This is a genomic window from Luteibacter yeojuensis, from assembly GCF_000964085.1.
In the GTDB taxonomy this organism is placed as follows: Bacteria; Pseudomonadota; Gammaproteobacteria; order Xanthomonadales; family Rhodanobacteraceae; genus Luteibacter; species Luteibacter yeojuensis_A.
Map to the genome: position 1 here is coordinate 1 of NZ_JZRB01000053.1, position 23701 is coordinate 23701.

The window sequence follows — 23701 nt, forward strand, 5'->3', positions numbered from 1 at the left end:
AGCCGCTAGAAGCATGCATTCGCGAACGCGAATGAACCGATACCAAAGGCACACGCCTGTCGTCCCATGGCCAACACAAGGGCGCAACCAAGGCCGCAAGGCCGAGGAGAAGCCATCCTCTAGGAAAATCCTCATAAATAATGAAGGGGATTACCCCGACATCGTGTAGGGTTTTTCTGATATTTGGAAAAAGATAATAAAACGCCTTCCCAATGCGCGATTAACTGGTCCACAATGCCCCGCAATCACGCATTAGCCAAATGCGTCGATAAGCACCCATCGGGAGATTTACCATGGCCGTCGATATCAAAAACCTCAACCATTCCCAGCTCACCGAGCTGATCGCCAAGGCGCAGAGCCGCCAGGGCGAGCTCCAGAAAGAAAAAGTCACGCGGCTGCGCGACAAGATCAATGCCATGATCAAGGAAGAAGGCCTCACGTTCGACGACGTGTTCGGCCAGCGAGCCCCAAAGTCCAAGCGTGCCGGCACCACGGTGGCCGCCAAATACCGCAATCCCGCCGACCCGGAACAGGTCTGGTCGGGTCGCGGCAAGCGCCCCCGCTGGTTTAACGATGCGCTAAAGGCAGGTACAAGCGAGAAGGATATGCTGGCCTGATCCAGGCGGCCGGTTTACTAATAAAGCCCCGCCAACGCGGGGCTTTTTTTCGGGCGTATGATGCCGGGTATTCCACCCCAAAGGCACTGATATGCCCCTCGTTCGCATTGACATCCGCAAGGGTAAAGACGCCGCTTACCGCACCGCCCTGGGCCATGCGGTGCACGACGCCCTCGTCGCCATTGGCGCACCGCAGGACGATCGTTTCCAGGTCATCGCCGAACACGACGCGGCGGGCCTCGTGTACGACCCGGATTACCTTGGCATCCACCGCACCGACGATGTGGTCTTCGTGCAGATCACGTTCAACGACACGCGCACGCTTGAGCAGAAGAAGGCGCTGTTCAAGCACATCGTGGAAAACATGGCGCGTTCGCCGGGGGTGAAGCCCGGCGATGTGCTGATCAACCTGGTCGAGGTGAAGAAGGAGAACTGGTCGTTCGGGAATGGGGAGATGCCTTACGCAACGTGAAGGTATCGCGCGCAAGCGCGCTTCCACATGATGGCCCCACGCCCCACGTGGCCGCCAGCACCATTTGGCATTCAAAGCGAGCGACGCGGGGCCACGATGAGGTCGCCGAAGAGCAGGCCTGCCACTAGCGAAACCAGCAGCGTGACGCCCAGCAGGCCTGTATCCATGCCCAGCGAGGTATCGCGGTCGAGCAGGTACGACACGCTGCGGAAGCTGACCGAGCCCGGCACCAGCAGGATGATGCCGGGCTCGCGCACCACGGCGCCTGGCTGTTGCGCGTAGCGCGCGTAGACGTTGCTGAGCGAGCCAAGCAGCACGCCACCGATGAACACGCCGAACGGCGCGCCCGGGATGGAGCCTGAGACCTGCCCACCCCACCGCGTGGCAAGGTAGCCCAGCACGACGGCACCCATGACCACCAGCCAGTCGCGGTAGGCCGCGCGGAACAGGATGGCGAACGAGAACGCGCCCAGCAGGAGGAACGGCCAGTCGGCCCACGAGGGCAACGGCGGCAGCGCGTAGTCGTGCGGCACGATGCCCAGTGCCTCGCACAGCTGGGTGGCGGCGACGGTGCCGAAGGTAAGCTTGAGCAGCGTGGCTACCGCCCCGCCCATGCGGGCAACGCCCGCGACCAGGTGCTGGCTGGAAATTTCGCGCACGGCTGTCGTGAGCGCCATGCCGGGCAACAGCACGATGAGGCTGCCGAGGATCACCGACTTGAGCGCGAGCGGCACGATATAGGCCGCGACCACGGTGGCGATGAGGGTGGCCACCATGGCGCTGATGGCTTCGCTGGCAGCCGCCAGGCGGGGGCGGCTGCCCGACGCCACCGTGATGCTACCGATGACGACGCCGATGACGCCCGCGGTGATGAGGTCGGGCCACGCGCTGTGCAGCAGCAGCGCCACGACGCTGGCAGCGCACAGGCCATAGCTGGCGATGACGCCGAGCTCGGCGCGGAAGGATTCCGGCGCGCCGAGCTTGCGCAGCAGGTGGAAGCCTTCGCGCAGCTCCATCTGGCCGTCGATGACGGCATCGGCGATGCGGTCGGCCTCCACCAGCCGGGCGAGGTTCACGTCGCCCGGGGGCAGGCGCATCACCTGGGTGACCTGCGCTACGCCGTCCTCGCCCTGCCCCAGGTCGGCGAAGGAGACGATGATGGCCGTGGGGCTGGACCACACCTCGGCGGCGAGGCCCAGGCGCTGCGCCGACTTGGCGATGGCCGTCTCGAGGCGAGGCGCCGTGGTGCCGTACTGGTGCAGGCGCCGCGCCAGCTCGGTGAGGAACGCGATGCGGGTGTTGATCGCCGTGGTGGCGAAGCTGACCGGCACCGCCACGGGCAAGGGCACCGCCTCAGCCAACGTCGGCCGCCTTGACGCGCAGTGTGGTGCCTTCGATGCCGGTGACCTCCACCGTGGCGCCCACCGGCAGGTCGGGCCCGTTCACCAGCCACATGCCGTCGCCCACGCGCGCCTTGCCGCGGCCGTTGACGATGGCATCGCACAGCGTGAGGCGCTGGCCGATGAGCTGCTCGCCGCGGCGGTTGAGGCGCTCGTTGCCCGAGGGGATGCGTGCGATGCGCGGGCGCACGTACTTCCAGTACACGAAGCACGAGACGAACGTGAACACCGCGAACAGCACCGCCTGGGCCAGCGGCGCCATGCCGGGCACCGCCAGCAGCGTGATGCCCATGGCCGCGGCGGCGATGCCGATCCACAGCATGAAGTAGCCCGGCATCACCACTTCGCCACCGATGAGCAGCAGCGCGACGATCCACCAGATGTAGTGCATGGCCATGCCTCCCATGGGTGGGCTCAACGCGGCAGCGGCGGCGTGCGCGGCGGCTGTGGCGCCGCCTGCACGGGCGTGCGCTGGGCGGCGAAGGAATCCTTCGCCAGCTCGGCGATGCCCGCGAGGGAGCCCAGGATGCCGACCGATTCCATGGGCAGCAGCAGCGTCTTCTGGTTCGGGCTCTTGGCCATTTCCACCAGTGAATCGACGTACTTGGTGGCCACGAAATAGTTCAGCGCGTTGACATCGCCGCCGGCGATGGCCTGCGAAACCATGGTGGTGGCCTTGGCCTCGGCCTCGGCCAGGCGTTCGCGGGCCTCGGCCTCGCGGAACGCGGCCTCCTTCTTGCCCTCGGCTTCGAGGATGGCCGACTGCTTCTCGCCGTCGGCCTTGAGGATGGCCGCCTGGCGGAAACCCTCGGCGTCGAGGATGTTGGCGCGTTTCTCGCGCTCGGCCTTCATCTGGCGAGCCATGGCGTCGACCAGGTCGCGCGGGGGCGAGATATCCTTGATTTCGATGCGCGTGACCTTGACGCCCCACGGGTGCGTGGCTTCATCGACCACCGTGAGCAGCTTGGCGTTGATGGCGTCGCGCTGGCTCAGGCTTTCGTCCAGGTCCATGGAACCCAGCACGGTACGGATGTTGGTCATGATGAGGGCCAGCGCCGCGGCCTCGAGGTTGGCGACCTCGTAGGCGGCCTTGGCGGCGTCCAGCACCTGGTAGAACACCACGCCGTCGACACGCACCACGGCGTTGTCCTTGGTGATGACATCCTGCGACGGGACATCGAGCACCTGTTCCATCATGTTCATCTTGCGCCCGACGTTGTAAACGAACGGGATGAGGAAATGCAGGCCCGGCGTGAGCGTGCCCGTGTATTTGCCAAACATTTCCACCGTCCACTCGTAGCCCTGCGGCACGATGCGGATCAGCTTGGCGAGGACGGTGACCGCGACCACCACCACGACAAGCGCGACGATGCTACCCATGGTGCCTTACTCCCTTCGGCGTTGATTAGCCCGGAGTATAGGCGAAGCGGTTCAATGCGGGCCGATGGGCAGCACCAGGGTCACGCGCAGGCCGCCCCCGTCGCGGTTGGACAGGGCGATGCGGCCACCATGGGCTTCCGAAATTTCGCGCGCCAGGGCCAGGCCCAGCCCCGTGCCCGAGCGCTTGGTCGAGTAGAACGGCAGCAGGGCCTGCGCCAGCACGGTCTCGCTCATGCCCGGGCCGCGGTCGGAAACATCGATGAGGCAGTCACGGCCCACGACATGCACGCCCAGGGTCACCTCATCCTCGTCGCCGCCCGCCTCATGTGCGTTCTTGACCAGGTTGATGAGCACCTGCTCGATCTGCGTGGGATCGAACCAGCCGGGCTGCCTAGGCAGCTCGCTGGTCAGCTTGAAGCAGCAATGCAGCGACAGGGCCTCGAGGAAGGGCTCCCATGCGATTTCGCGCGGCTGCGGCGCCGGCAGTTTGGCGAAGCTGGCGTAGCCCGCGATGAAGCCATGCAGGTGCTTGGCCCGGTCGCCGATGGAGGCGAACACGCCCGGCAACCGGGCCAGGTCGCCGCGCCGGGCCAGTTCGGCGCCCGAGTGCGACAGCGACGAGATGGGCGCCAGCGAATTGTTGAGCTCGTGGCTGATGACCCGGATGACCCGTTTCCAGGTGTGCACTTCCTGGCGCGAAAGCTCGCGGGTCATGCGGCGGTACAACTGCAACCGGTGCGGCCGGCCCTGCAGGCGGAACCCGCGCTGGGAAAGGTGGAACGTTTCCTCGCTGCCCTCCATCTCCACGGTGAACAGCGCGTCCTCGCCCGCGGCGGCGGCCGCGCGCAGGTTCTCCGGCATCGCCTCGAGCACCGCCGAGAAGTCGAGGCCGGCGAGCGCGCGGCCCTCGTTGAACAGGTGGCGCGCCGCGATGTTCGCGTAGGTGACCTTGCCGGCGGCATCGGTAAGCACCAGCGCCACGGGCGTGTTCTGCACCACCGTATCGAGCAGCAGCTCGCGCTGGGCCAGGTTCTGCCGCTGCTCGCGAAGGATGGTACCCAGTTGGTTGTGCATGCGGATGAGGTCGCCGAGCTCGTCGGTGCGGTCGGTGCCGATCGACATGCTGTAGTCGCCATCGCGGTAGCTGGCGACGGCACTTTCGAGCGCGCGCAGCAGCCGGCGGATGGGCTCGACGAGGATATGCGCGATCCATGCGGAAAGCGGTACCAGCACCAGCACGCATATGGTCAGCGCCGTGCGCGTATCGACCGCCTGGGGCGGGCCAGGCACCACGGGCTGGCCGGGGTGCTTCGCCAGTTCGTCGAGCCACGCCACCGCCTGCGGGAACGGCCAGATGGCCACGCCCGCGAAGACGAGCGCCCCGATGACCGCCGATGCGGCGACCACGAGGGCCATGCGACCTTCGAGCGAGAAACGCTTCATGGTCGCGACGGTATCAGACCGCCAGCCCGTAGCGCTCCATGCGCCGGTAGAGCGCCTGGCGAGACAGGCCAAGGCTGCTCGCCGCGCGGCTGATGACGCCGCCGGCCGAGGCCAGCGCCGCCTCGACCGACTCGCGGCTGGGCTCGTCGAGGTTGCGCGTGGCCGCCGCCACCGGCGTGGGCAGGTTCAGGTGCGGGGGCTCGATGCGGCCGCCACCCGCCAGCAGCGCCGCACGGGCCATGGCGTTCTTGAGCTCGCGCACGTTGCCTGGCCATGCGTGCAGTTGCAGGGCCTCGCGGGCGTCCTCGCTGAGCTCGGCCTGCCCATCGAGGAAAAACTCCGCCAGCGGCAGGATATCGTCGCTGCGCTCGGACAGCGGCGGCAGGTTCACCTCGATGACGTTGAGGCGGTAGTAGATATCCTCGCGGAACGTGCCGGCGGTGATCATCGCCTTCAGGTCGGCGTTGGTGGCGCTGATGACGCGGACCTTCACCTGCCGCGTACGCCCCGAGCCCAGCCGCTCGAACTGGCCGGTCTCGAGCACGCGCAGCAGCTTCATCTGCCCTGGCAGCGGCAGGTTGCCGATCTCGTCGAGGAACAGCGTGCCGCCGTCGGCCATCTCGAAGCGGCCCTCGCGCGCCTTGTTGGCGCCGGTATAGGCACCGGCATCGGCGCCGAACAGTTCGGCCTCGATCAGCTCGCCCGGCAGGGCGCCGCAGTTCACGGCGATGAACGGGCCACGGCGCACGGGCGAATTGGCGTGGACAATGGCCGCGATGCGTTCCTTGCCGGCGCCGTTGGGGCCGGTGATGAGCACGGGCACGTCGGACCGGGCGACCTGGCAGGCCAGCTCCACGGTGCGGCTCATGGCCTCGGACGAGAACACCAGGCCGTCGAGGTCGTACTTGCTCTCGAGGGCCTCGCGGCGGCGGCGGCGTTCATTGCGGGTGCGGGTGACCTCGCGCGTGGTCTCCGACAGCTCGAGCAGGTTCTCGACCGTGGCAAGCAGCTTGGTGTCGTCCCACGGCTTGCCGAGGTAATCGGCCGCGCCGGCCTTTACCAGTTCCACCGCGGCCTCGAGGTGCGTCCAGGCCGTGAGCAGGATCACCGGCAGGTCGGTGTGGCGTGCGCGGATGGCACGGAACAGCTCGGCGCCCTCCTCGCCCGACGTGGTGTCGGCGGTGAAGTTCATGTCCTGGATGACCACGTCCACGCGCTCGCGCGCCAGCGTGGCCAGGCCCTCGTCGGGCGTATACGCCACGAGCGGCCGGATATCACGCAGGCTGAGCGCAAGCGAAAGCGCCTCGCCCACGGCGGGGTTGTCATCGATGATCAGTACGCAGCGCATCTTGTCCCTTGGCATGTCGTCATGGATGCAGCCCACCCCAAAAAGGTTGCAACCCACATTCTAGCCACGGGTGGCCTCCACGGGGGAACCGCGGCTCAGTTCCCACGCGTGGCCTCGACCGGCGGCACGTGCGAGGCGCGGCGTGCCGGCGCGTACACCGCGACCTGGCCCAGCAGCCAAAGGGCGACCGCACCCACCGGAAGGTAAACCACCGGCAACCGGGGTAATTCGTAGTTCACCATCAGCACGATGTTGATGGCATAGGCGAGCACCATGCCCAGCGCAATGCCCATCGTGGCCAGGAGGAAGTTCTCTGTCTGGAAATAGCGCACCACGTCGCCACGCGTCGCACCCAGGGCACGGCGCACGCCAATCTGGCGGCGGCGCTGCGCCACCCAGAAGCTACCGAGGCCGACGATGCCAAGCGCGGTGATGACAAGCAGCGCGATGCACACGCCCACGAGCAGGCGGGCCATGGCGCGGTCGCTGGCGAAGAAGGTGTCGCGCACCTCGCTGAAGTGCGTCTTCGTCATGACGATGCGGTTAGGGTCCAGCGACCCCAGGCGCGTGGCGGCGGCCTTGAGCACGGCATCGGATTGCCCCGGCTTCGCGCGCAGCACGTAGTAGGCGCCGAGCCCTTCGGTCATGTGCACCGGGAGCAGGATGGTGCCGTACATCGTGGTTCGATCGAATGCGTACGGCCGTGCCAGGTTGCTTATGACGCCGACGATGCGCATGGGGATGTCGTCGTAGTAGAACGTCTTCCCCAGTGCCTTGCCATGGAACAGCCTGTCGGCCACGAACTGGGTGACGATGGCGACGTGTGGCTTCACCACGTCGGGGCGCCCGCTCGTGATGTCATCCAGCCACGCGTACTCACCGGGGTTGAAGTCACGGCCCTCCACGATCCGGGCACCCAGCGTCTTGATGAGGTCGTCGCCGTAGTAATTCGTGACGTGCATGGCGGGTTGCGCCACGTCGCGGTCGAGCTTGAGGCCGGAGTTCCACGACTCACCGCCCAGCGGCAACTGGTTGGTGAGCGTCGCCTGCTCCACGCCGGGGATGTCGCGCAGGGCCGCCAGGGTCTCCTGCACGCGGCCGTGCATGTCCGGCGTGGGCTTGACGTTCACCGGGCGGACGGCCACCACGTTGGCCTCGTCGATGCCCGAGCTGATATCCATCCAGTCCAGGCGCTGGCGGACGAGGAAAATGGCGTTGCAGACAATGGCGCACGTCAGCGCGATCTCGAGCACGAGGAGCACTGCCGTGACCTTGTGCCGGTGCAGTGTCGACAGGATGGGGCGGATATCGAGCATCACTGTGTCTTCAGCTGGAGGGCGGGGGTCACCTGGCAGGCGCGCCAGGCCGGGAGCAGGCCTGCCACCACCGTGGCCACGATGGCCATGGCGATGGTCGCGGCGAGCATGGTGAGGTCGAGGTGGGCCAGTGACGCGTACGCATCGGGTTGCTTGCGCACCATCCACAACCCGAACAACGCCAGCACCACGCCGCCCAGGCCACCGGCCACGCCGACAATGCCGGCCTCGGTCACCAGCTGGGCGAAAACGGCGCCGCGCGACGCACCCAGCGCGCGGCGCACGCCGACCTCGGCCGAGCGGCGCATGAACTTCGCCAGCATCAGCCCCACGGTGTTGACAAGGCAGACCACGAAGAAGCCAAGCGCCAGCCATACCTGGATATGCACGTCCTTGGGCACCACCTGGTTGAAGTCGAGCCATTCGTTGACGTTGCGCAGGCGCACGTTGGTGGGCAAGCGGAACTGGCCCGTCGCCCGCTGCTCATCGGAATAATGGGTGAGGAACGCCTTGTAACCGGCGACCTTCACCGGGTCGTCGATCTCGACCCACAGCTGCACCCACGTACAGTTGGCGGTTTCGAGCGAATCCTCCTCCACCTTGCCACCCTTCCCCCAGCAGTCACGGGAACCGGCGCGTTGGCCGCGGATGTCACGGGCGGTGCCGAGCGGGATATAGATGTCTTCGCTCTCGGCATAGCTGTCGTAATTGAGGTCGTAGAAATGCGGGTGCGGGCGCCACGGATCGAGCACGCCGACGATGCGCAGGTCGGCGCCGTTATAGCGCACCGTGCGGCCGGTGCTGTCCTCGCCGTGGAACAGCTTGTCGTTGAGCGTGGCGCTGATGACCGCGATCCGCTCGCGGCTTTGGTCCTCCGCGGCCGACCACGCGTGGCCGTACTTCACCGGCACGTCGAACATCGGGAAAAAATCGGCCATGGTGTAGCGGGCGTGGACGAAGAACGGATCCTGCGCGCTGTTGGCAGGCTGCACCGGGCCCATGCCGCCGGTCATCACCGCCTGGCGGTCGGCACGCTTCGCGTTCGCCAGCGCCATGGCATCACGCCACGACAGCTGCAGGGGTGGCTCGCCCCGGTCGTAGAAGCCGTTGTCCTCGTCGCGCGGTTCCAGCTGCGGATAGAACAGCCGGCTGCTCTGCGCCGGAATCGGGTCGCCCGAGACGACGTAAAGCACCGTCAGCGTCGTCATGCACGCGCCGATGCCCATGGCCACCGCCAGCACCATGAGCGCCGTGAGGGCTTTGCTTCGCTTCAGGCTACGCAGGGCCAGCTCAAGGTAATAACCGAACATCACCACTCCTCTTGCGGATCAGGCGCGCGTCGCTTCCACCGGCGAGACCTTCGAGGCACGCAGGGCCGGCGCGAACACCGCCAGTTGCCCGAGCACCAACAGTAGCAAGACACCCACCGCCACGTAGGTGAACGACACGCGGGGCATCTCGAAGTACTTCAGCATCCACTGGCTGAGCCCCAGCGCGAGCATCGTGCCCACGATGACGCCGCCCAGCGCGATGAGGAAGTTTTCGGTGAGGAAATAGCCAAGGATATCGCTGCGCCGGGCGCCCAGGGCGCGGCGGACGCCGATCTGCTTGCGGCGCTGCCCCACCCAGAAGCTCGACAGGCCCACGATGCCGGCGGCCGTGATGGTGAGCAGCACCGCGCACACCACCGTCATGAGGATGGCCATGCCGCGGTCGGCCTCATAGGCGGCGGCGCGGATCGTCTCGAATGTGCGGATGCCGGTTTTCTCGGGGAGCACGCGCATGCGGTTGCTGGCGTAGAGCGCCTTGGGGATGGCCTTGAACACGTTATCCTGCTGGCCGGGCTTCGTCCGCACCAGGAACTGCTGGTAACCGCTGTCGAAGCGCACGGGCATCAGGGTGACGTTATCCATGTGGTCGAAGTCGATCCAGGGCACGGTCAGCTTCGCGACGATGCCGATGACCGTGGATGGCTTGCCCTTCGCGTAGTACAGGGTTTTGCCCAGCGCATCGCCCTTCGGGAACAGCTTGTCGGCGATCGCCTTGGTGATGATCACCTGGGCCGGCGCCGGGGTGGTTTGCGGGCCCACGGTCACGACCTCGGACGGGTTGAAGTTACGCCCGGCGAGCAGCTTCACGCCAAGGGTGGCAAGCGCCTGCTCGTCGACGAAGTACAGCGCGCTGGGCAGGCTGTCCTTGGTCTTGTCCGGCTCGGTCTGGATACCGGTCGACCAGCCCCCGCGGCGCAGCGGGAACGCGTTGGTGACATACGCCGACTCCACGCCGGGGATGTTCCGCAGCGTGGCCACGTCGGTCTTCATCAGCGGGATGAAGGTATCGGGCTTGCCGACGTAGCGGTTCTGCACCGTGATGAGGTTGGTTTCATCCAGGCCAGTCGGGCGGTGCACCCGCTCGACGCGCTGGTGGACGATGAACAGCGCGTTGCACACGATGGCCAGCGTGAGCGCGATCTGCAGCGCGATCAGGATGGTGCCCGACTTGTGCCGGCGCAGCGCGGTCAGGATGGGTTTGATCTGGAGGTTCATGCCCATGCGCCTTAATTGGATTTCAGCTGCCACGCCGGCTGCACCTGTGCGGCGCGCCACGTGGGATAGAACGCGGCCACCACCGACGCCACGATGGCCGTCAGCAGGGTCAGGAGGATGAGCACCGGGTCGAGCGTGGCCAGCCGCGCGATGTCCTCGGGGAACACCAGCGTGGTACCGAGCGTGCCCAGGCCCGTCAGCACCAGCCCGAGCACGCCACCGGCGATACCCACCGCCCCGGCCTCGATGAGGAACTGCGCGTAGATATCGCTGCGTGACGCACCCAGGGCGCGGCGCACGCCGATCTCGGGGGCGCGGCGCATGAACTTCGCCAGCAGCAGGCCCACGGTGTTGACCAGGCAGATGACCAGGAAGCCGAGCGACACGACGAGGGAAATGGTGGATTCCTTCGGCACCACCTTCTTCGCGTCGAGCCACTCCATGACATCGCGCACCTTCACGTTGGGCGCCCAGTTCCAGCGGCCGGCACGCTGCTGTTCGGCGGCGTAACCATTGAGGTAGTTGCGGTAGGTGGCTACTTCGGCGGCCGAGTGCATCTCGGTCCACAACGCGATCCACACGCATTCCGAGTGCAGGTAGCCATCCCAGCCGGCCTCCGGCTCCTTCACGCAGTTGTTGTTTCCGTTGGTGGGCAATTGCAGGTCGATGGCGCGGGTGAACGGGATATACACCGCGGCGCCCTCGTCGAAGCCGCCCGTGTTGGGCACGTCGAAGAACAGCGGCTGTGGCGACCAGTTGGCCATGACGCCCACGATGCGGAACAGGCGGCCGTCGAGGTTCACCTGCTTGCCCACGCTGTTACCGCCGTTGAACAGCTTGTCGTTGAGGTCCTTGGTGATGACCGCCACGCTGGCATGCTTCTCGTCGTCGTCGCGGGTCCACGCGTGGCCCTGGATGAAGGGCATGTCGAACATAGCGAACATGTCCGAGCTGTTGGCGTAGGCGCCCTCGCGCATGGGCAGGCGGCCGGCGTCATCGGGGATGACCGAGACGCTCACCGGGTACACGGCGGCCTGCCGCGGCGCCTTGTGGGCACGCAGTATCGCCGTGACGTCGATGTAGGTGAGGGCATCGGCGGGCTCGCCGTTCTCGATGTTTTCCGGGCCGAACGCATCCACCTGCGTGTTGTAGAGCACGCTCGATTTCTGCGGGATCGGGTCACGCGAGGTGGCGCGGTACACCGAATAGGTGGTCATCGACGCGGCCACGCCGAACCCGATGGCCATCACCATGAGGGCGGTGAGCACCGGGTTCTTGCGCAGGCTGCGCAGGCCGAGCTGGAGGTAGTAGGCGAACATGGGTGCCACCTTCGGCGCGGGGCCAGGATCAGGAACGAGCGGTCTGGGCGTGGTTGTGCGCGTGGAAGCGCGGCTCTTCGGACAGGTCAACCACCTGGCCGTCGATCACGTGGACGTTGCGCTGCGCGCGCGCGGCCAGTTCGGGATCGTGCGTGACCATGACGATGGTGGCGCCTTCGCGGTGGATCTCCTCCAGCAGCTCCATCACGCCGCGGGCCATCTGCGTGTCGAGGTTACCGGTGGGTTCGTCGGCCAGGAGCAGGCGGGGCGAGCCGGCCAGCGCGCGGGCGATGGCGACGCGCTGCTGCTGGCCGCCCGACAGTTCCGCCGGGTAGTGACGGGCACGGGCGGCCAGGCCGACGCGCTCGAGGGCATCCATGATGCGCTGCTTGCGCTCCGGCGCCTTCATGCCACGGTAGCGCAGCGGCACTTCCACGTTATCGAACACGTTGAGGTCGGGGATGAGGTTGAACGCCTGGAAGATGAAGCCGATCTTCTCGTTGCGGATCTTCGAGCGGGCGTTGTCGTTGAGCTGGCTCACCTCGATGCCGTCGAGGTGGTACTCGCCACCGGTGAAGGTCTCGAGCAGGCCGGCGATGGTGAGGAAGGTGGTCTTGCCCGAACCCGACGGCCCGGTGACGGCGACGAACTCGCCCTCCTTCACGTCGATGTTGAAGTCGCGCAGCGCGTAGGTCTCGACGACTTCCGTGCGGTAGACCTTGGCGAGGTGAGTCATTTTCAGCATGAGGGTTTGCTCCAGTGGTTCGTACGTCGAGGATTCAGGGGGCTTCACGCTTACCGTGCAATGGCTACATGCTTGGCGTCGCCGAAGGTGTCGGCGCCGGAGATGACGATCTTGTCGCCCTCTTTCAGGCCGTCCAGGATTTCGACCTTGTCGATGCTGCTGGCACCGACGCGGATGTCGCGGCGGTCGGCCATGCCGTCGTTGACGACGTAGGCGTAGCGGCCGGCGCTTTCGTCGACGAACGAGCCACGCTGCACGGTGAGCACGTTCTCGCGGCTATCGAGGAGGATGCGGACGGAAAGGCGCTGGCTCTGGCGCAACTGCTGCGGCGACTGGCCGTCGAAGCGCAGGCGGGCGGCCACTTCGCCGTTCACCACCTCGGGCGAGATGGCGCTGACCTTCCCCTTCCACTCCTTGCCGTTGCCGGTGATCTCGCCCGGCATGCCGATGGCGAGGTCGCGTGCGAAGCTTTCGGGCACCTTCATCTCCACCTCGAGGGCGGTGAGGTCGATGACGCTGACCAGCTGGGCGTCCTTGGCCACGGTAGCGCGCTCGGCGATGAAGAGCTGGCCCACCTGGCCATCCACCGGGCTTTTCACGTTGAGGTCGTCGACCTGGCGCTGCAGGTCCTTCACCAGGAGCTCCTGGCGGTCGTGCGCCAGCTTCTTCGACTGGATGTCGAACGTGAGGCTGTCGTTGTCCACGCTGAGGTCGCTCTGCGCGTGCTTCTGCGTGATGGCGGCCTTGTCGAGCGCCGACTTGGCCTTGTCGACATCCGCCACGGGCACCGCGCCCTTGTCGAACGCGCCCTGGTAGCGCTTGAGGTCGCGCTCGGCGGCGGTCTGGTCAACGGTGGCGTTGTCGTAGGCCTTCTGCAGCTCGGAGCGCTTCTTCTTCGCATCCACCTGGGCGCGCAGGTACTCCACCTGCATGGCATCGGCGGCGGACTGCTCCTGCGCAAGCTTGTTGGTGAGCTCCGGGCTGGTCACCACGGCGAGCACCTGGCCTTTTTTCACCACGTCGCCCGCGTGCACCTGCAAGACCACGGCGCCACCGTACGGGGCGTAAAGCGTGGGGCTGACGGCCGCGACCACCTTGCCCTCGGCGGCGATGTCACGGACGAACGGCCCACGGGTGACCGTGCCGAAGGTGAGGCGGGATGCGCTGACCGACGAATCGGCCGAGAACATCGTGGAGAGCTTCGGGATGGCGAGGCCGATGGCCACGAGCACCGCCAGCGCGCCACCGGCGATAAGCAGCTTGCGATGGCGGTGGGGCGCGACCGCGACGAGGCGGTCCTGGGCGGAGGTGTCACGGATCATGGTGGCTTCCCGGTTGAACTTGCCAAGGACTTGAGCAAGCCGCGTGCCAACCGTGGAAACGCTTGTTTTTCCGTATGTTATGAACCTGGCCCAGCCCCTCGGCGGTGTCCGCGGACAGGTGTCCGGACACTGTCAGCGACCACTTTCCCGTCTCGATGTGGGAGCGCGCTTGCGCGCGATGGGCGGTGCCGCGGGCCATCGCGCGCAAGCGCGCTCCCACAGTGGGATGTGGTCAGCTGGCCATGGCGACGGATTCGGAGACGGCGATATCGCGCGCCACGCCACGGCCCAGCGAGGAAATGGCCACCTCGCGCGCGCCGAGCACGTCGAAACCGACGAGGCGGCGGCGCTGGAAGCTCAGCACGCGCGCGCGGCTGGCGCGGAGCCACTCGCGGTCGGGCGCGCGGCGCGAGGGCGCCTCGACGGGCGTGGCGCCCGCGAAGAGGCCATCCCATGCCAGGTAGTCGGTATCGGGCAACAGGTAGATGCGCGCCAGCGTGTCGCCGCCCTGCGCCACGCAGTCGAGCCACTCGCGCGGGCCCTCGGCCGTGATGGCGCAGGTAAGGCCCACGTACTGCGTGCAAAGCAACGGCGCAAGCTCGGTGTTCTCCACCAGGCAGCCCGCCGGCGGCAGCGGTGTCGCGGCCCCAGGGGTGGGCCGTGGCGCGAGGTAGAGCACGCCGCCCAGCTGGCCGAGGCCCTCGACCAGCGTGCGCGGTGGCACCGCGAGCCAGCGGGTGGTGGAACCGGTGCGGGCGCGCTGCTGCACGCCGAAGGATGCGAGCCAACCAAACATGGGGCGTCTCCCGGTGACGGCCTTGGGAAAAATGCCTGGCTGGCGGCTGAGGGGAGGCCCGCGTGGCTTGGCGTCGGGGAGATGGAACGCTTACTTGGTGAGGATGAGCTTGTCGTTACGGGTAAGGCGCAGGTGGTATTCCGCGCCCTGGTGCTCGATGACAAGCTCGCGCGAGCCATCGAGGAGGTTCTTGCTCTCGATGCGGCGGGCCGGCGCCGTGGGGGCACGCAGCGGGACGACCTTGTCGCGGCCGGCGGTATCGGTCAGGGGAAGGCTTCTCATCAACATGGCTAACTCTCCGCAAGTGAGGGTGCGGAGTTGATGATAATGATTCTCAATTACGCGTCAAGCACTTTCTTGCATGCCGACGAGCGTGCCTTCGATCTCTTCCAGGTCCGGGATGACCGCGTTGTCGTCGCGCACCAGCACGTGGGCCCGGACGCCGAAAGGCAGGTCGTGGCCATCGTGGGTGGGCAACAGCAGCTCGGCGTTGAGCGTGGTCAGGCGCGGGAAGCCATGGGTGAGCACGGCGATGTAGGGCATGTCGGCGCGGTTGCCGATGGCCTTCAGCACGGCCACGCGGGCCGCCTGCGGCGGCGCGTCGTCGGCCAGCTTCGCCACGTGGTCGAAGTTCACCAGCGGAATATGCCAGCCGCGCCATTCGATGCGGCCACTGAGCCACTCGGGCGCGTCCGCGATGGGCTCGACGCCGGCGAGGGTGATGACTTCGGCGACCGCGGCGTTCGGGAGCAGCAGGCGCACGCCACCGCTCGGGACCAGGACGCAGCGGATTTCGCGCGGTAACGGCTCGCTCATGGGAATTCCTCGTTCAGTTTCTTGGCCAGCGCGGCCACATCGCCCGCATAGCCCGCCACGCGCTCCTCGCGGATGCCCGTGACCATGTGCCCGCGCTCGTCGCCCGGCGCCACGGCCTGCACCCACACGCGGCCACCGCCGTCGTAGACCGCCTGCGCGCCGGCAACGGCATCGTTGCCGCGCCCGGCGAAGACGATGGCCAGCGCGTCGGCGCCGAAGGTACTGGCAAGCGTGCCGAGGATGCCGTCGATCGACGGCCCCTGGCTCTGGATGGCGCTACCGTCGTCGCGTACCACCACGCCACCGTCGCGGCGCACCTGCACGGTGGCGCCACGCGGCACGACAAGCACCTCGCCGTGGTTGGTCGGCACGCCGTCTTCGGCGATGCGGCCGCGGCCAAGGCGGCTGGCGAACGACGCCGCGTCGCCGGCATGGTGCGCGACGACCAGGAAGGTCGCCGGCACGCGGGCCGGCAACGCCGCCAGGAACAGGCGGATGTCGTCCTCGCTTTCGGTGGTACCCGCCAGCGCCACGACGCGGCGTACCGCGCGCGTGCTGGTTTCCAGGATCATCTCGTGCGTGAAGCGGCCATCGGTGGGCGGGGCCACCGCGTCATCCATCGACACCAGCTCGAGCGTCAGGCCCGGCTCGATGCGCGCGCTGCCGTCATCCACCACGTCCTGCGCAAGGAACTCGGCGGCGCTCATCGTTTCGATGCCGAATTCGCCTGCCTCCGCGCGCGGCGCGGCTTCGGGCACGATCGTGTCGTGGTCGACCAGGTCCCATTCCGGCGCGGGGGGCGGCGCGTATTCCGTGGCGCGCGAGGTGATCTCCACCGACGGCGGGGTATCGTCCGCGGCGATGCTGAACTGGCTTGCGTCGAATTCGCTTTCGACGACGGCGGGCGGTGCCGGCGCGTCGTCCACCAACTCGAAGCCGGAGAGGTCGAGCGAGGCAAGGTCGGTGAGTTCCAGCGGCATGGACGGCACGTCGTCGATACCATCGGTGCCCTGCGCGCCGGCGGCGCCGGATTCCGCCAGCGCCGCTTCCAGCTCGGCGGCGAGGTCCTCGGGGCTGGCGGCGCCCTCCCCCTCGTCCTCGCTGCTGACCAGCGTGGTCGAGAACGTGAGTTCATCGTCGACATCGCCTTCGATGTCGGCCACGGCATCGAGCGAGACGGGCGCGTCGGCGTCATCGAAGGCCATGGGCGTGGCCGGGTAACCGTGCACGCCGGTGATGGCGAGGTCGTCGGTGATCGGCTCGCCGAGGAATTCCTCGGCGGGCGCGGGCTCGCTGGCCATGGCCGCGACGCGCGGCTCGATGGCGCGCGCATCGTCGGGCCGCGGCGGGTCCACGGGCGGCGTGCCAACGAGCTTGGCGGCCAGGTGCCGGGCCCAGCGCGCGCGGTCCCAGCCCGCGAGGCCGCGGCTGGCGTCGGCATCGTTGAACACCAGGCGCGGATGGCCACCCTCGACCGTCTCGTAGAGGCGATCGAGGTCTTCGTCCGACGGATCGTCCAGGTCCACCACCACGACATCGGCCGACGAGCCGACCAGTTCCGCGGGCGCGAACGCCTTCAGGTCGGATTCGTAGACGATTTTCGCGCCATGCTCGACGAGGGCGTCGCGCAGGTGCGCCGAAAGGCCGGCGTCGTCGAACAGCAGCGCGACCGCCGGCTCGTTATCCACCATGGGTGACTCCGAGCACGTCGTTGATCTGCACCACCAGGTCGTTCTCCTGGTAGGGCTTGCCGATGTAGCGGTCGACGCCGATATCGAACGCGCGCTGGCGGTGCTTATCGCCGGTGCGCGACGTGATCATGATGATGGGCACGCCAGCCAGGCGCTCGTCGGCCTTCATGGCCGTGGCGAGCTCGTAGCCGTCCATGCGTGGCATCTCGATATCGAGCAGCATCAGGTCGGGCACACGTTCGTTGAGCTTCTCGAGCGCATCCACGCCATCCTTCGCGGTCATCACCTCGAACTCGTTGCGCTCCAGCACGCGGCCGGTCACCTTGCGCATCGTGATCGAATCGTCGACCACCATGACCAGCGGCTTCACGCGCACCTCGTCCTGCTTGCGCGGCGCCTGCGGGATCGCGGCCTCGGCCTCGAACGCGCGCCGGGCCACGCCATGGCGCACCAGCGGCGCCAGGTCGAGGATCATCAGCACCGAGCCATCGCCCATGATCGTCGCGCCGAGGATGCCCGGCACCGAGCTCACCTGCGGGCCCACCGGCTTGACCACGATTTCGCGCGAACCCAGCACCGCATCCACCCGGATGGCGGCGCGCAGGTCGCCCGAGCGGGCCAGCAGGAGCGGGATATCGCCTTCGTCGGGCGAGCCGATGACATGCACGCCCAGCAGCTGCGGCAGGTCGTGGATGGCGTAATCCTCGCCGGCATAGCCGAACTGCGGATCCTCGTCGGCCATGCGGTGGGCCAGTTCGTTCGGCTCGACGTTGGCCACGCCGTGCACCGAAGTCATCGGGATCGCGAAGTTGGTCTCGCCGATACGGACGATCAGCGCCTGGGTGACGGCGAGCGTGAACGGCAGGCGCATCACGAAGGTGGTGCCGGTGCCGCGCTGCGACTCGATGCCAAGGGTGCCGCCGAGCTGCTTGATCTCGTTGGCCACCACGTCCATGCCGACGCCGCGGCCGGCCACCTGGGTGACCTTCTCGGCGGTGGAGAAGCCCGGCACCTGGGTGAGCTGGAAGATCTGGTCGTCGGAAACACGGGCATCCGGGCGCAGCAGGCCGCGCTCGATCGCCTTGTCGCGGATGGCATCGCGGTCCATGCCCGCGCCATCGTCCGAGAGGCGAACCACCACCTCGGTGGCTTCACGGGCCACCTGGATGCGGACCGTGCCTTCCGGGTTCTTGCCGGCTTCCTCGCGTGCCTGGGGCGCTTCGATGCCATGGGCCACGGCGTTGCGCAGCATGTGCTCGAACGGCGCCTTGATGCGGTCGAGCATGTTGCGGTCCATTTCGCCGTTGGCGCCCTCCACCACGAGCTGGGCGCGCTTGCCCACGTCGTTGGCGGCCTGGCGCAGCGTACGGCGCAGGTTCGGCACCATGGCGTCGAACGGCAGCATGCGCGTCTGCATGAGGCCTTCCTGCAGCTCCGCGTTCACCTTCTGCTGCTGCAACAGCAGCGTCTCGGTCTGGCGGGTGAGGTCGTCCATCATGGTCTGCAGCGAGACAAGGTCGGAGACCGACTCGGCAAGCGCACGGGAGTACTGCTGGAGCTGCGAGAAACGGTCGAGTTCGAGCGGGTCGAACGCGGCCGCCGTGTCGCGGTTTTCCTGGTGGTAACGGGCGATGATCTGCGTTTCGGTTTCGATTTCCAGCATGCGCAGCTGGCTGCGCAGGCGGCTCACCGTCTGCTCGTGCTCGGTCAGCGTCGAACGGAAGCTGGCCGTCTGCTGCTCCAGGCGCGAGCGGTAGATCGACACTTCGCCCGCGTGGTTCACCAGCGTGTCGAGCATGTCCGCGCGGACGCGGATCTGTTCCTGCGACGCGCGCTGGATCTCCTCTTCTTGCATCTCCGGCAAGAGATCGGGCAACACGCGGTCGAGCACCGGGATCGGCTCGGGCTCGGGCGCGGCCGGCGGGACGATGGGCTCGGGCTGCGCCGCCTCGCGTTCATCGCGGTAGCTTTCGGCCGTGAGCAGGTCGGGCGCGATGGGCGCACCGGCCAGGCGCGCGAACGGCTCGACGTCGGTATCGGTGATCGACACCGGCTGCAGCTTGGCCACGGCCAGGATCATGCGGTGCAGGCGGTCGAAGCCGCTTTCCATCGCCTCGATGGCCAGCGTGTCGCTTTCGCGCTGGCCACCGGCCACCGCGTCAAGCAGGGCCTCCATGGCATGGGCGAAATCGCCGATGGCGGCAAGCCCGGCCATGCGGGCGCTCCCCTTTAGCGTGTGCAGGTCGCGCTGCAGCGAAGCCACGTGCTCGCCCTGCTGCGGCTCGGCGCGCCAGGCCGCAAGCGCGGCGTCGGCGTGGTCGAGGATCTCGCGGCCTTCTTCCACGAACACTTCGAGCAGATCGGGGTCGATATCCGCGTAGGGCGAGAGCTCCGGCACCAGGGCCGGGGCGTAGTCGTCCAGCGGCGGGTCGACCGGTTCGGCCAGCGGCTCGTGCGCCTGGTCCTCGATGACCGCAGTCACGTCGAGCGCTTCGGGCAGCCAGGTGTCTTCGACGGGCTCCGCCGGTTCGGCGGGTTCCGCCGGGGCGTCGGCCGCTACGAAGGCCACCGGCTCTTCGATCGGGGCGATCTCGGCGGCGTCGGCGGGCTCTTCAGGCAGCACGCCATCGTCGGCATGCAGCACATCGCCATCGTGCGACATCGGCTGCGGCAGTTCGCTGGCCGCAAGCGCGCGCCACTCGGCTTCCTGGGCCGGGTCGTACTGGGTGATCGGCTCTACCTGCGGCCGGTCGATGGTGAAACCCTCCATCGAGGCCATCAGCTGGGCGGTAAGGTCCTGCTCTTCCGCGACGAACTCGATGCCAGGCAGCGCGCGTTCTTCCACCGGCTCGGCGCCCGCGTCGGCCATGGGCTCGTCCGTCCCGGCCTCCCGCTCGTCTTCCGCCTCTTCGTCCGCATGCGCGGCGCTGGCCGCTTCCAGCTCGGCGAGTTCACCGGCCAGCATGGCTTCGAGCTCGGCTTCGAGCGATGCCGCCGAGGCTTCGGGGGCGACGAGGTCGTCGTTCGCGCCCTTCTCTTCAGCGGTGTCGGCAGTGTCGGCGGCGAGGTGCGCTTCCGCGGCGCGGACATCGGCCTCGAAGCGCGCGTCCTCGTTAATGAAGGCGTCCAGCTCGGCCTCGTCAAGCGCCGAGAGCGGTGCTGGCGACGGCTCGTCGGTGGCAAGGGCCGCCACGGCCGGTTCGGCCTCCGGTTCGGCGGCGGGCTCATCAAGCCGCGGGGCCTCGTGAAGGGGCTCGGCCGGCAGCGATGCCTCGGGCTGCGGCACGTCGACGAACGACTCGTCGGCGACGTCCTCGTCAACCTCTTCGGCCACGTCCTCTTCGGCCACGTGCTCGCCAGCCACATGCTCGCCAGCCGCGTCCCCATCGACCACGTCGAACGCGTCGACCACGGGCTCGGGTTCATCGTGCTCCGGCTCGTCGTGCACCGGCTCGTCGACCGGCTGCGGGTCGGGTTCGTAAAGGATGTGCGCGACCGTCGCTTCCGGCTGTTCGTCGCGCAGCGCGGTGATGTGTGCCGCGAGGGCGGCCACGCCGGGCACGCGCGGGTCTTCGGTGTCGAACAGGTCCATGACGTGGTCGACCAGGTCGGCCGTGTCGGTGAGCGCATCGACCCCCTCGGGCCGCAACGGCACGCCCGAGGCGCGTACGCGCTTGATCAGGCCTTCCAGCGGCGCCAGCACCTGGATCAGCACCGGGATATCGACCATGCCGATGGCGCCATGCAGCGTGTGCACGGCGCGCAGGAGCGCGTCGTCCACCGGCAGTTCGCCGTCACCAGCAAGCGCGAGGTTGGCGCGGATGATGTGCAGGTACTGCGCCACTTCCGTGCGCAGGATATCGAGCAGCACGGCGTCGACGGGCGGCAGCGGCGGCGCGACGTAGGCCGGCTCCTCCGCCGGGGCCGGCTCCGGCTCGGCGGCCGGTGGCTGGCCGTAGCCTGCGAACGCGGCCGTGGGCACGGCGGCGATGGTGTCGCGCGGCACACGCCGCTTCACCTTGGTGCGCACCTTCTGCACCGCGTTGCGCGCCACGTCCTCGACGAACGCCATGTCGCCCATGGCGAGGCGATCGGCCGTCTCCATGATGGCGGCGATGGGTGCCGTGACGTTTTCGTCGCCCTCGAGCGCTGCCTTCAGCTGCGGCAACGCGTCGACGGCGTGGCGCACCAGCGCCTGCACGCCTTCGTGCGGCCCGATGCTGCCATCGAGCACGCGGTTGAGCATGTTTTCGACCTTCCAGGCGAACTCGCCCAGCAGGCGGGCACCGACCAGGCGGCCAGAGCCCTTGAGGGTGTGGAACGAGCGGCGCACCGGGGTCAGCGCGTCGGGGCGCTCCGGGTTCGGCAGCCACGCGGCAAGGCCCGCGCGCAGATTCTCGATTTCCTCCTGGGTCTCCTCCAGGAAGATCTCGCGGATCTCGTCGTCGATGCCATCGACCGTGATCTGGAAACCGGCGAACTCGGCCACGCCGCTGTCGCCACCCACTTCCTGTTCGATTTCTTCTTCGATCTCGACCCAGTCTTCGTCAGGCAGTGCGGCAACCGGCTCGGCGGCGACAGCGGCGACGCTGCCGGCGGCCATCGTCCCGGCGGGCTCGGCCGGCGGTTCGTCCACCAGGTCGAACGTATCGGCGAAGCTGGACACCTGCTCGCCTTCATCGGCGCTACTGGCAGGCACGGCGATGTGTTCCACCGCTTCGGCCTCGATGCCGCCGATGGCTTCCTCGCCCAGGCCTTCGTCGTCCGCGGCATCGACCGGCACCGGCCAGTAGCCGAGTTCGGCGAGGCTCTGCTGGGTGACGTCGAGGATGTGGTCGAGCCCGCCGCGGTGTTCGCGCGCGGCTTCGAGGTAGTACTCAAGCGCGGCAAGCGCGTCGGCGAGGCGATCCATCTGCGTGCCGTTGGGCACGCGGCGGTCGCCCAGCAGTTCGCGGTGGATGAACAGGCCGATGCCGTCGGCCAGCTCGGCCGGGCGCGGGGCGCCCAGCATGCGCATGGCGCCACCGATCTCGCCCATCAGCTCCGGCGTGCCGGCCAGCTGTTCGTGGTCCCACTGGGACTCGACGAAGCCGACGATGGCGTCTTTCACCCGCGACGTGTTGGTGGTGGCCTCGCGCATCAGCGTGCTGAGGATGTGGCGCGCCTCGCTGCGCGGCAGCGGCGACGGGCCGGTATCGGCCATGGGCGTCTCGCCCTCGGCGCCGAGGCGCTCGATGTGGTCGTCGAGCGACGCTTCCACGTAAAGCAGCGCGCCGGCGACATCGAGCAGGGATTCTTCATCGGGCGCACGCGTGCCCGTGGCGATCTCGCCAAGTATGCGGCGCTGTTCGCCCACCACGCGGCGCGGCACGCCCAGGGCGAGCATGCCCAGCGTATCGCCCACGCGGTCGAGCACGTCGGCCTGCGGCCCGAGCTGGCCCGGGTCGCCATCGGGGCGGCGCAGGAACAGGTCGAGCGACTCCTTCACGCGCAGCAGGTCTTCCTTGATGGCCGCCGATACGGTGTCGAGCAGCGCACGGTTGTGGCCCGACATGGAGCCACGGGCGTGTTCCACTTCGGCCGCGCGCGGCAGCAGCCCGTCGAGGCGATAGGCCTGGCGGAGCTCTTCCACGCGCTCGCTGCCTGGCTTGGCCTGGGCCACGTAGTACAGCAACTTGCGGGCGAGGTCGTCCGAATCGCCCGTGAGCATGGCCTCCTCGCCGCCATCCACCAGTTCGCGGATGGAGCGATCGACGCGGCCGATGAGCTGGCGCACGTCTTTTTCATGGGCACGCAACACGCCGCGCTCCAGGCCCTCGAGCACGCCGGCGGCGATCCACCACAGGCGGCGGCCGGCGATGGTGTAGCAACGCGCGGCGATGCTGTCGAGCGTGCCACGCATGCCAAGCAGCTGGCGTTCACCGCCCTGCCCGCGGAACCACGCGAGCAGCTGCTGCTGGAAGCGGGCGCGCAGCTCGGGCAGCTCGCCACGGTGCGCCTCGGCCACGCCCGGGTCGGCGGCGCCCGGCGCGCCGAGCGGCAGCGGGGTGTCGAGGTTGGGCGTGAACAGCGCGGATTCGTGCAGCGACTGCTCGCCACGGCTGGCGCGCAGGTCGTTGAGCAGCGGCAGCAGCACGATGGGCACGTCGCGGTGGCCGCTTTGCAGGCGCTCGAGGTAATCGGGCATCTGCATCATGCCGCGCATCAGCGCCGCATAGGCTTCGTCGCGGTTGGCGACGCGATCGCTGATGAGCGCCGCGACCAGTTGCTCCATCTCGCCCACGACCATGGCGGCGCCGTACAGCTCCACCATGCGCAGCGTGCCGTGCACCTGGTGCAGGTCGGCCGCGCAGGTGTGCATGACGTAGGCGTCGCGGGAGTCTTCGACGTAGGACTCGAGCGCCTGGCGTGCCTTGGACAGGGCGTCGTCGAGCTCCGCCTTGACCCAGTGCAGCGTGGTGAAATCGGTATGGTCTTGGAGTCTCACTGC

18 protein-coding genes are annotated in these 23701 nt (G+C 68.0%); 2 read left to right on the top strand and 16 right to left on the bottom strand.

What is annotated here, in order from left to right:
- Window positions 1-293: 293 nt before the first annotated feature.
- On the top strand, window positions 294-617 hold the full coding sequence (locus VI08_RS18230) for an H-NS family nucleoid-associated regulatory protein (protein WP_045831065.1): 324 nt from the start codon (window positions 294-296) through the stop codon (window positions 615-617).
- A 91-nt stretch (window positions 618-708) separates the two neighbouring features.
- Complete coding sequence (locus VI08_RS18235) at window positions 709-1089, top strand: tautomerase family protein (protein ID WP_045831066.1); 381 nt, start codon at window positions 709-711, stop codon at window positions 1087-1089.
- A gap of 71 nt (window positions 1090-1160) precedes the next feature.
- On the opposite strand, the gene VI08_RS18240 is transcribed toward VI08_RS18235, so the two are convergent.
- The 16 genes from VI08_RS18240 to VI08_RS18315 form a co-directional block, all read right to left on the bottom strand.
- The gene (locus VI08_RS18240; protein ID WP_232309592.1) at window positions 1161-2450 is read right to left on the bottom strand and encodes a threonine/serine ThrE exporter family protein; all 1290 of its coding nucleotides are present in this window, start codon (window positions 2448-2450) and stop codon (window positions 1161-1163) included.
- The gene (locus VI08_RS18245) at window positions 2443-2886 is read right to left on the bottom strand and encodes an NfeD family protein (protein WP_332308659.1); all 444 of its coding nucleotides are present in this window, start codon (window positions 2884-2886) and stop codon (window positions 2443-2445) included. The genes VI08_RS18240 and VI08_RS18245 overlap by 8 nt, the downstream gene beginning before the upstream one ends.
- Before the next feature lie 17 nt (window positions 2887-2903).
- A complete protein-coding gene (locus tag VI08_RS18250) occupies window positions 2904-3869 on the bottom strand; it encodes an SPFH domain-containing protein (protein ID WP_045831068.1) in 966 nt (321 codons plus the stop codon).
- 51 nt (window positions 3870-3920) lie between these two features.
- On the bottom strand, window positions 3921-5312 hold the full coding sequence (locus VI08_RS18255; protein WP_045831069.1) for a sensor histidine kinase: 1392 nt from the start codon (window positions 5310-5312) through the stop codon (window positions 3921-3923).
- Between the two features lie 13 nt (window positions 5313-5325).
- Window positions 5326-6660 (bottom strand): sigma-54-dependent transcriptional regulator, encoded by a 1335-nt coding sequence (locus VI08_RS18260; protein WP_045831070.1) that lies wholly within the window; start codon window positions 6658-6660, stop codon window positions 5326-5328.
- Between the two features lie 95 nt (window positions 6661-6755).
- Window positions 6756-7976 (bottom strand): ABC transporter permease, encoded by a 1221-nt coding sequence (locus VI08_RS18265; protein ID WP_045831071.1) that lies wholly within the window; start codon window positions 7974-7976, stop codon window positions 6756-6758.
- A complete protein-coding gene (locus tag VI08_RS18270; RefSeq protein WP_045831072.1) occupies window positions 7976-9286 on the bottom strand; it encodes an ABC transporter permease in 1311 nt (436 codons plus the stop codon). The genes VI08_RS18265 and VI08_RS18270 overlap by 1 nt, the downstream gene beginning before the upstream one ends.
- 18 nt (window positions 9287-9304) lie before the next feature.
- The gene (locus tag VI08_RS18275) at window positions 9305-10522 is read right to left on the bottom strand and encodes an ABC transporter permease (protein WP_045831073.1); all 1218 of its coding nucleotides are present in this window, start codon (window positions 10520-10522) and stop codon (window positions 9305-9307) included.
- Window positions 10523-10533: 11 nt separating this feature from the next.
- Window positions 10534-11841, bottom strand: a complete 1308-nt coding sequence (locus VI08_RS18280) for an ABC transporter permease (protein WP_045831074.1) — start codon at window positions 11839-11841, stop codon at window positions 10534-10536.
- 28 nt (window positions 11842-11869) lie between these two features.
- Complete coding sequence (locus VI08_RS18285) at window positions 11870-12586, bottom strand: ABC transporter ATP-binding protein (RefSeq protein ID WP_045831075.1); 717 nt, start codon at window positions 12584-12586, stop codon at window positions 11870-11872.
- Between the two features lie 50 nt (window positions 12587-12636).
- Window positions 12637-13908, bottom strand: a complete 1272-nt coding sequence (locus VI08_RS18290; RefSeq protein WP_045831076.1) for an efflux RND transporter periplasmic adaptor subunit — start codon at window positions 13906-13908, stop codon at window positions 12637-12639.
- A 232-nt stretch (window positions 13909-14140) separates the two neighbouring features.
- Complete coding sequence (locus VI08_RS18295) at window positions 14141-14704, bottom strand: hypothetical protein (RefSeq protein ID WP_052698053.1); 564 nt, start codon at window positions 14702-14704, stop codon at window positions 14141-14143.
- 90 nt (window positions 14705-14794) lie between these two features.
- Window positions 14795-14986 carry a hemin uptake protein HemP gene (gene hemP, locus VI08_RS18300; protein ID WP_232309593.1) on the bottom strand — a complete coding sequence of 64 codons (192 nt, stop codon included), beginning with the start codon at window positions 14984-14986 and terminating at the stop codon, window positions 14795-14797.
- A 63-nt stretch (window positions 14987-15049) separates the two neighbouring features.
- Window positions 15050-15520, bottom strand: a complete 471-nt coding sequence (locus VI08_RS18305) for a chemotaxis protein CheW (RefSeq protein WP_045831078.1) — start codon at window positions 15518-15520, stop codon at window positions 15050-15052.
- Entirely contained in the window at window positions 15517-17211 is a 1695-nt protein-coding gene (locus VI08_RS18310) for a chemotaxis protein CheB (protein ID WP_045831079.1), read from the bottom strand. Before VI08_RS18310 ends, VI08_RS18305 begins: the two co-directional genes overlap by 4 nt.
- Entirely contained in the window at window positions 17201-23698 is a 6498-nt protein-coding gene (locus VI08_RS18315; RefSeq protein WP_045831080.1) for an Hpt domain-containing protein, read from the bottom strand. Before VI08_RS18315 ends, VI08_RS18310 begins: the two co-directional genes overlap by 11 nt.
- Between the last annotated feature and the right edge of the window lie 3 nt (window positions 23699-23701).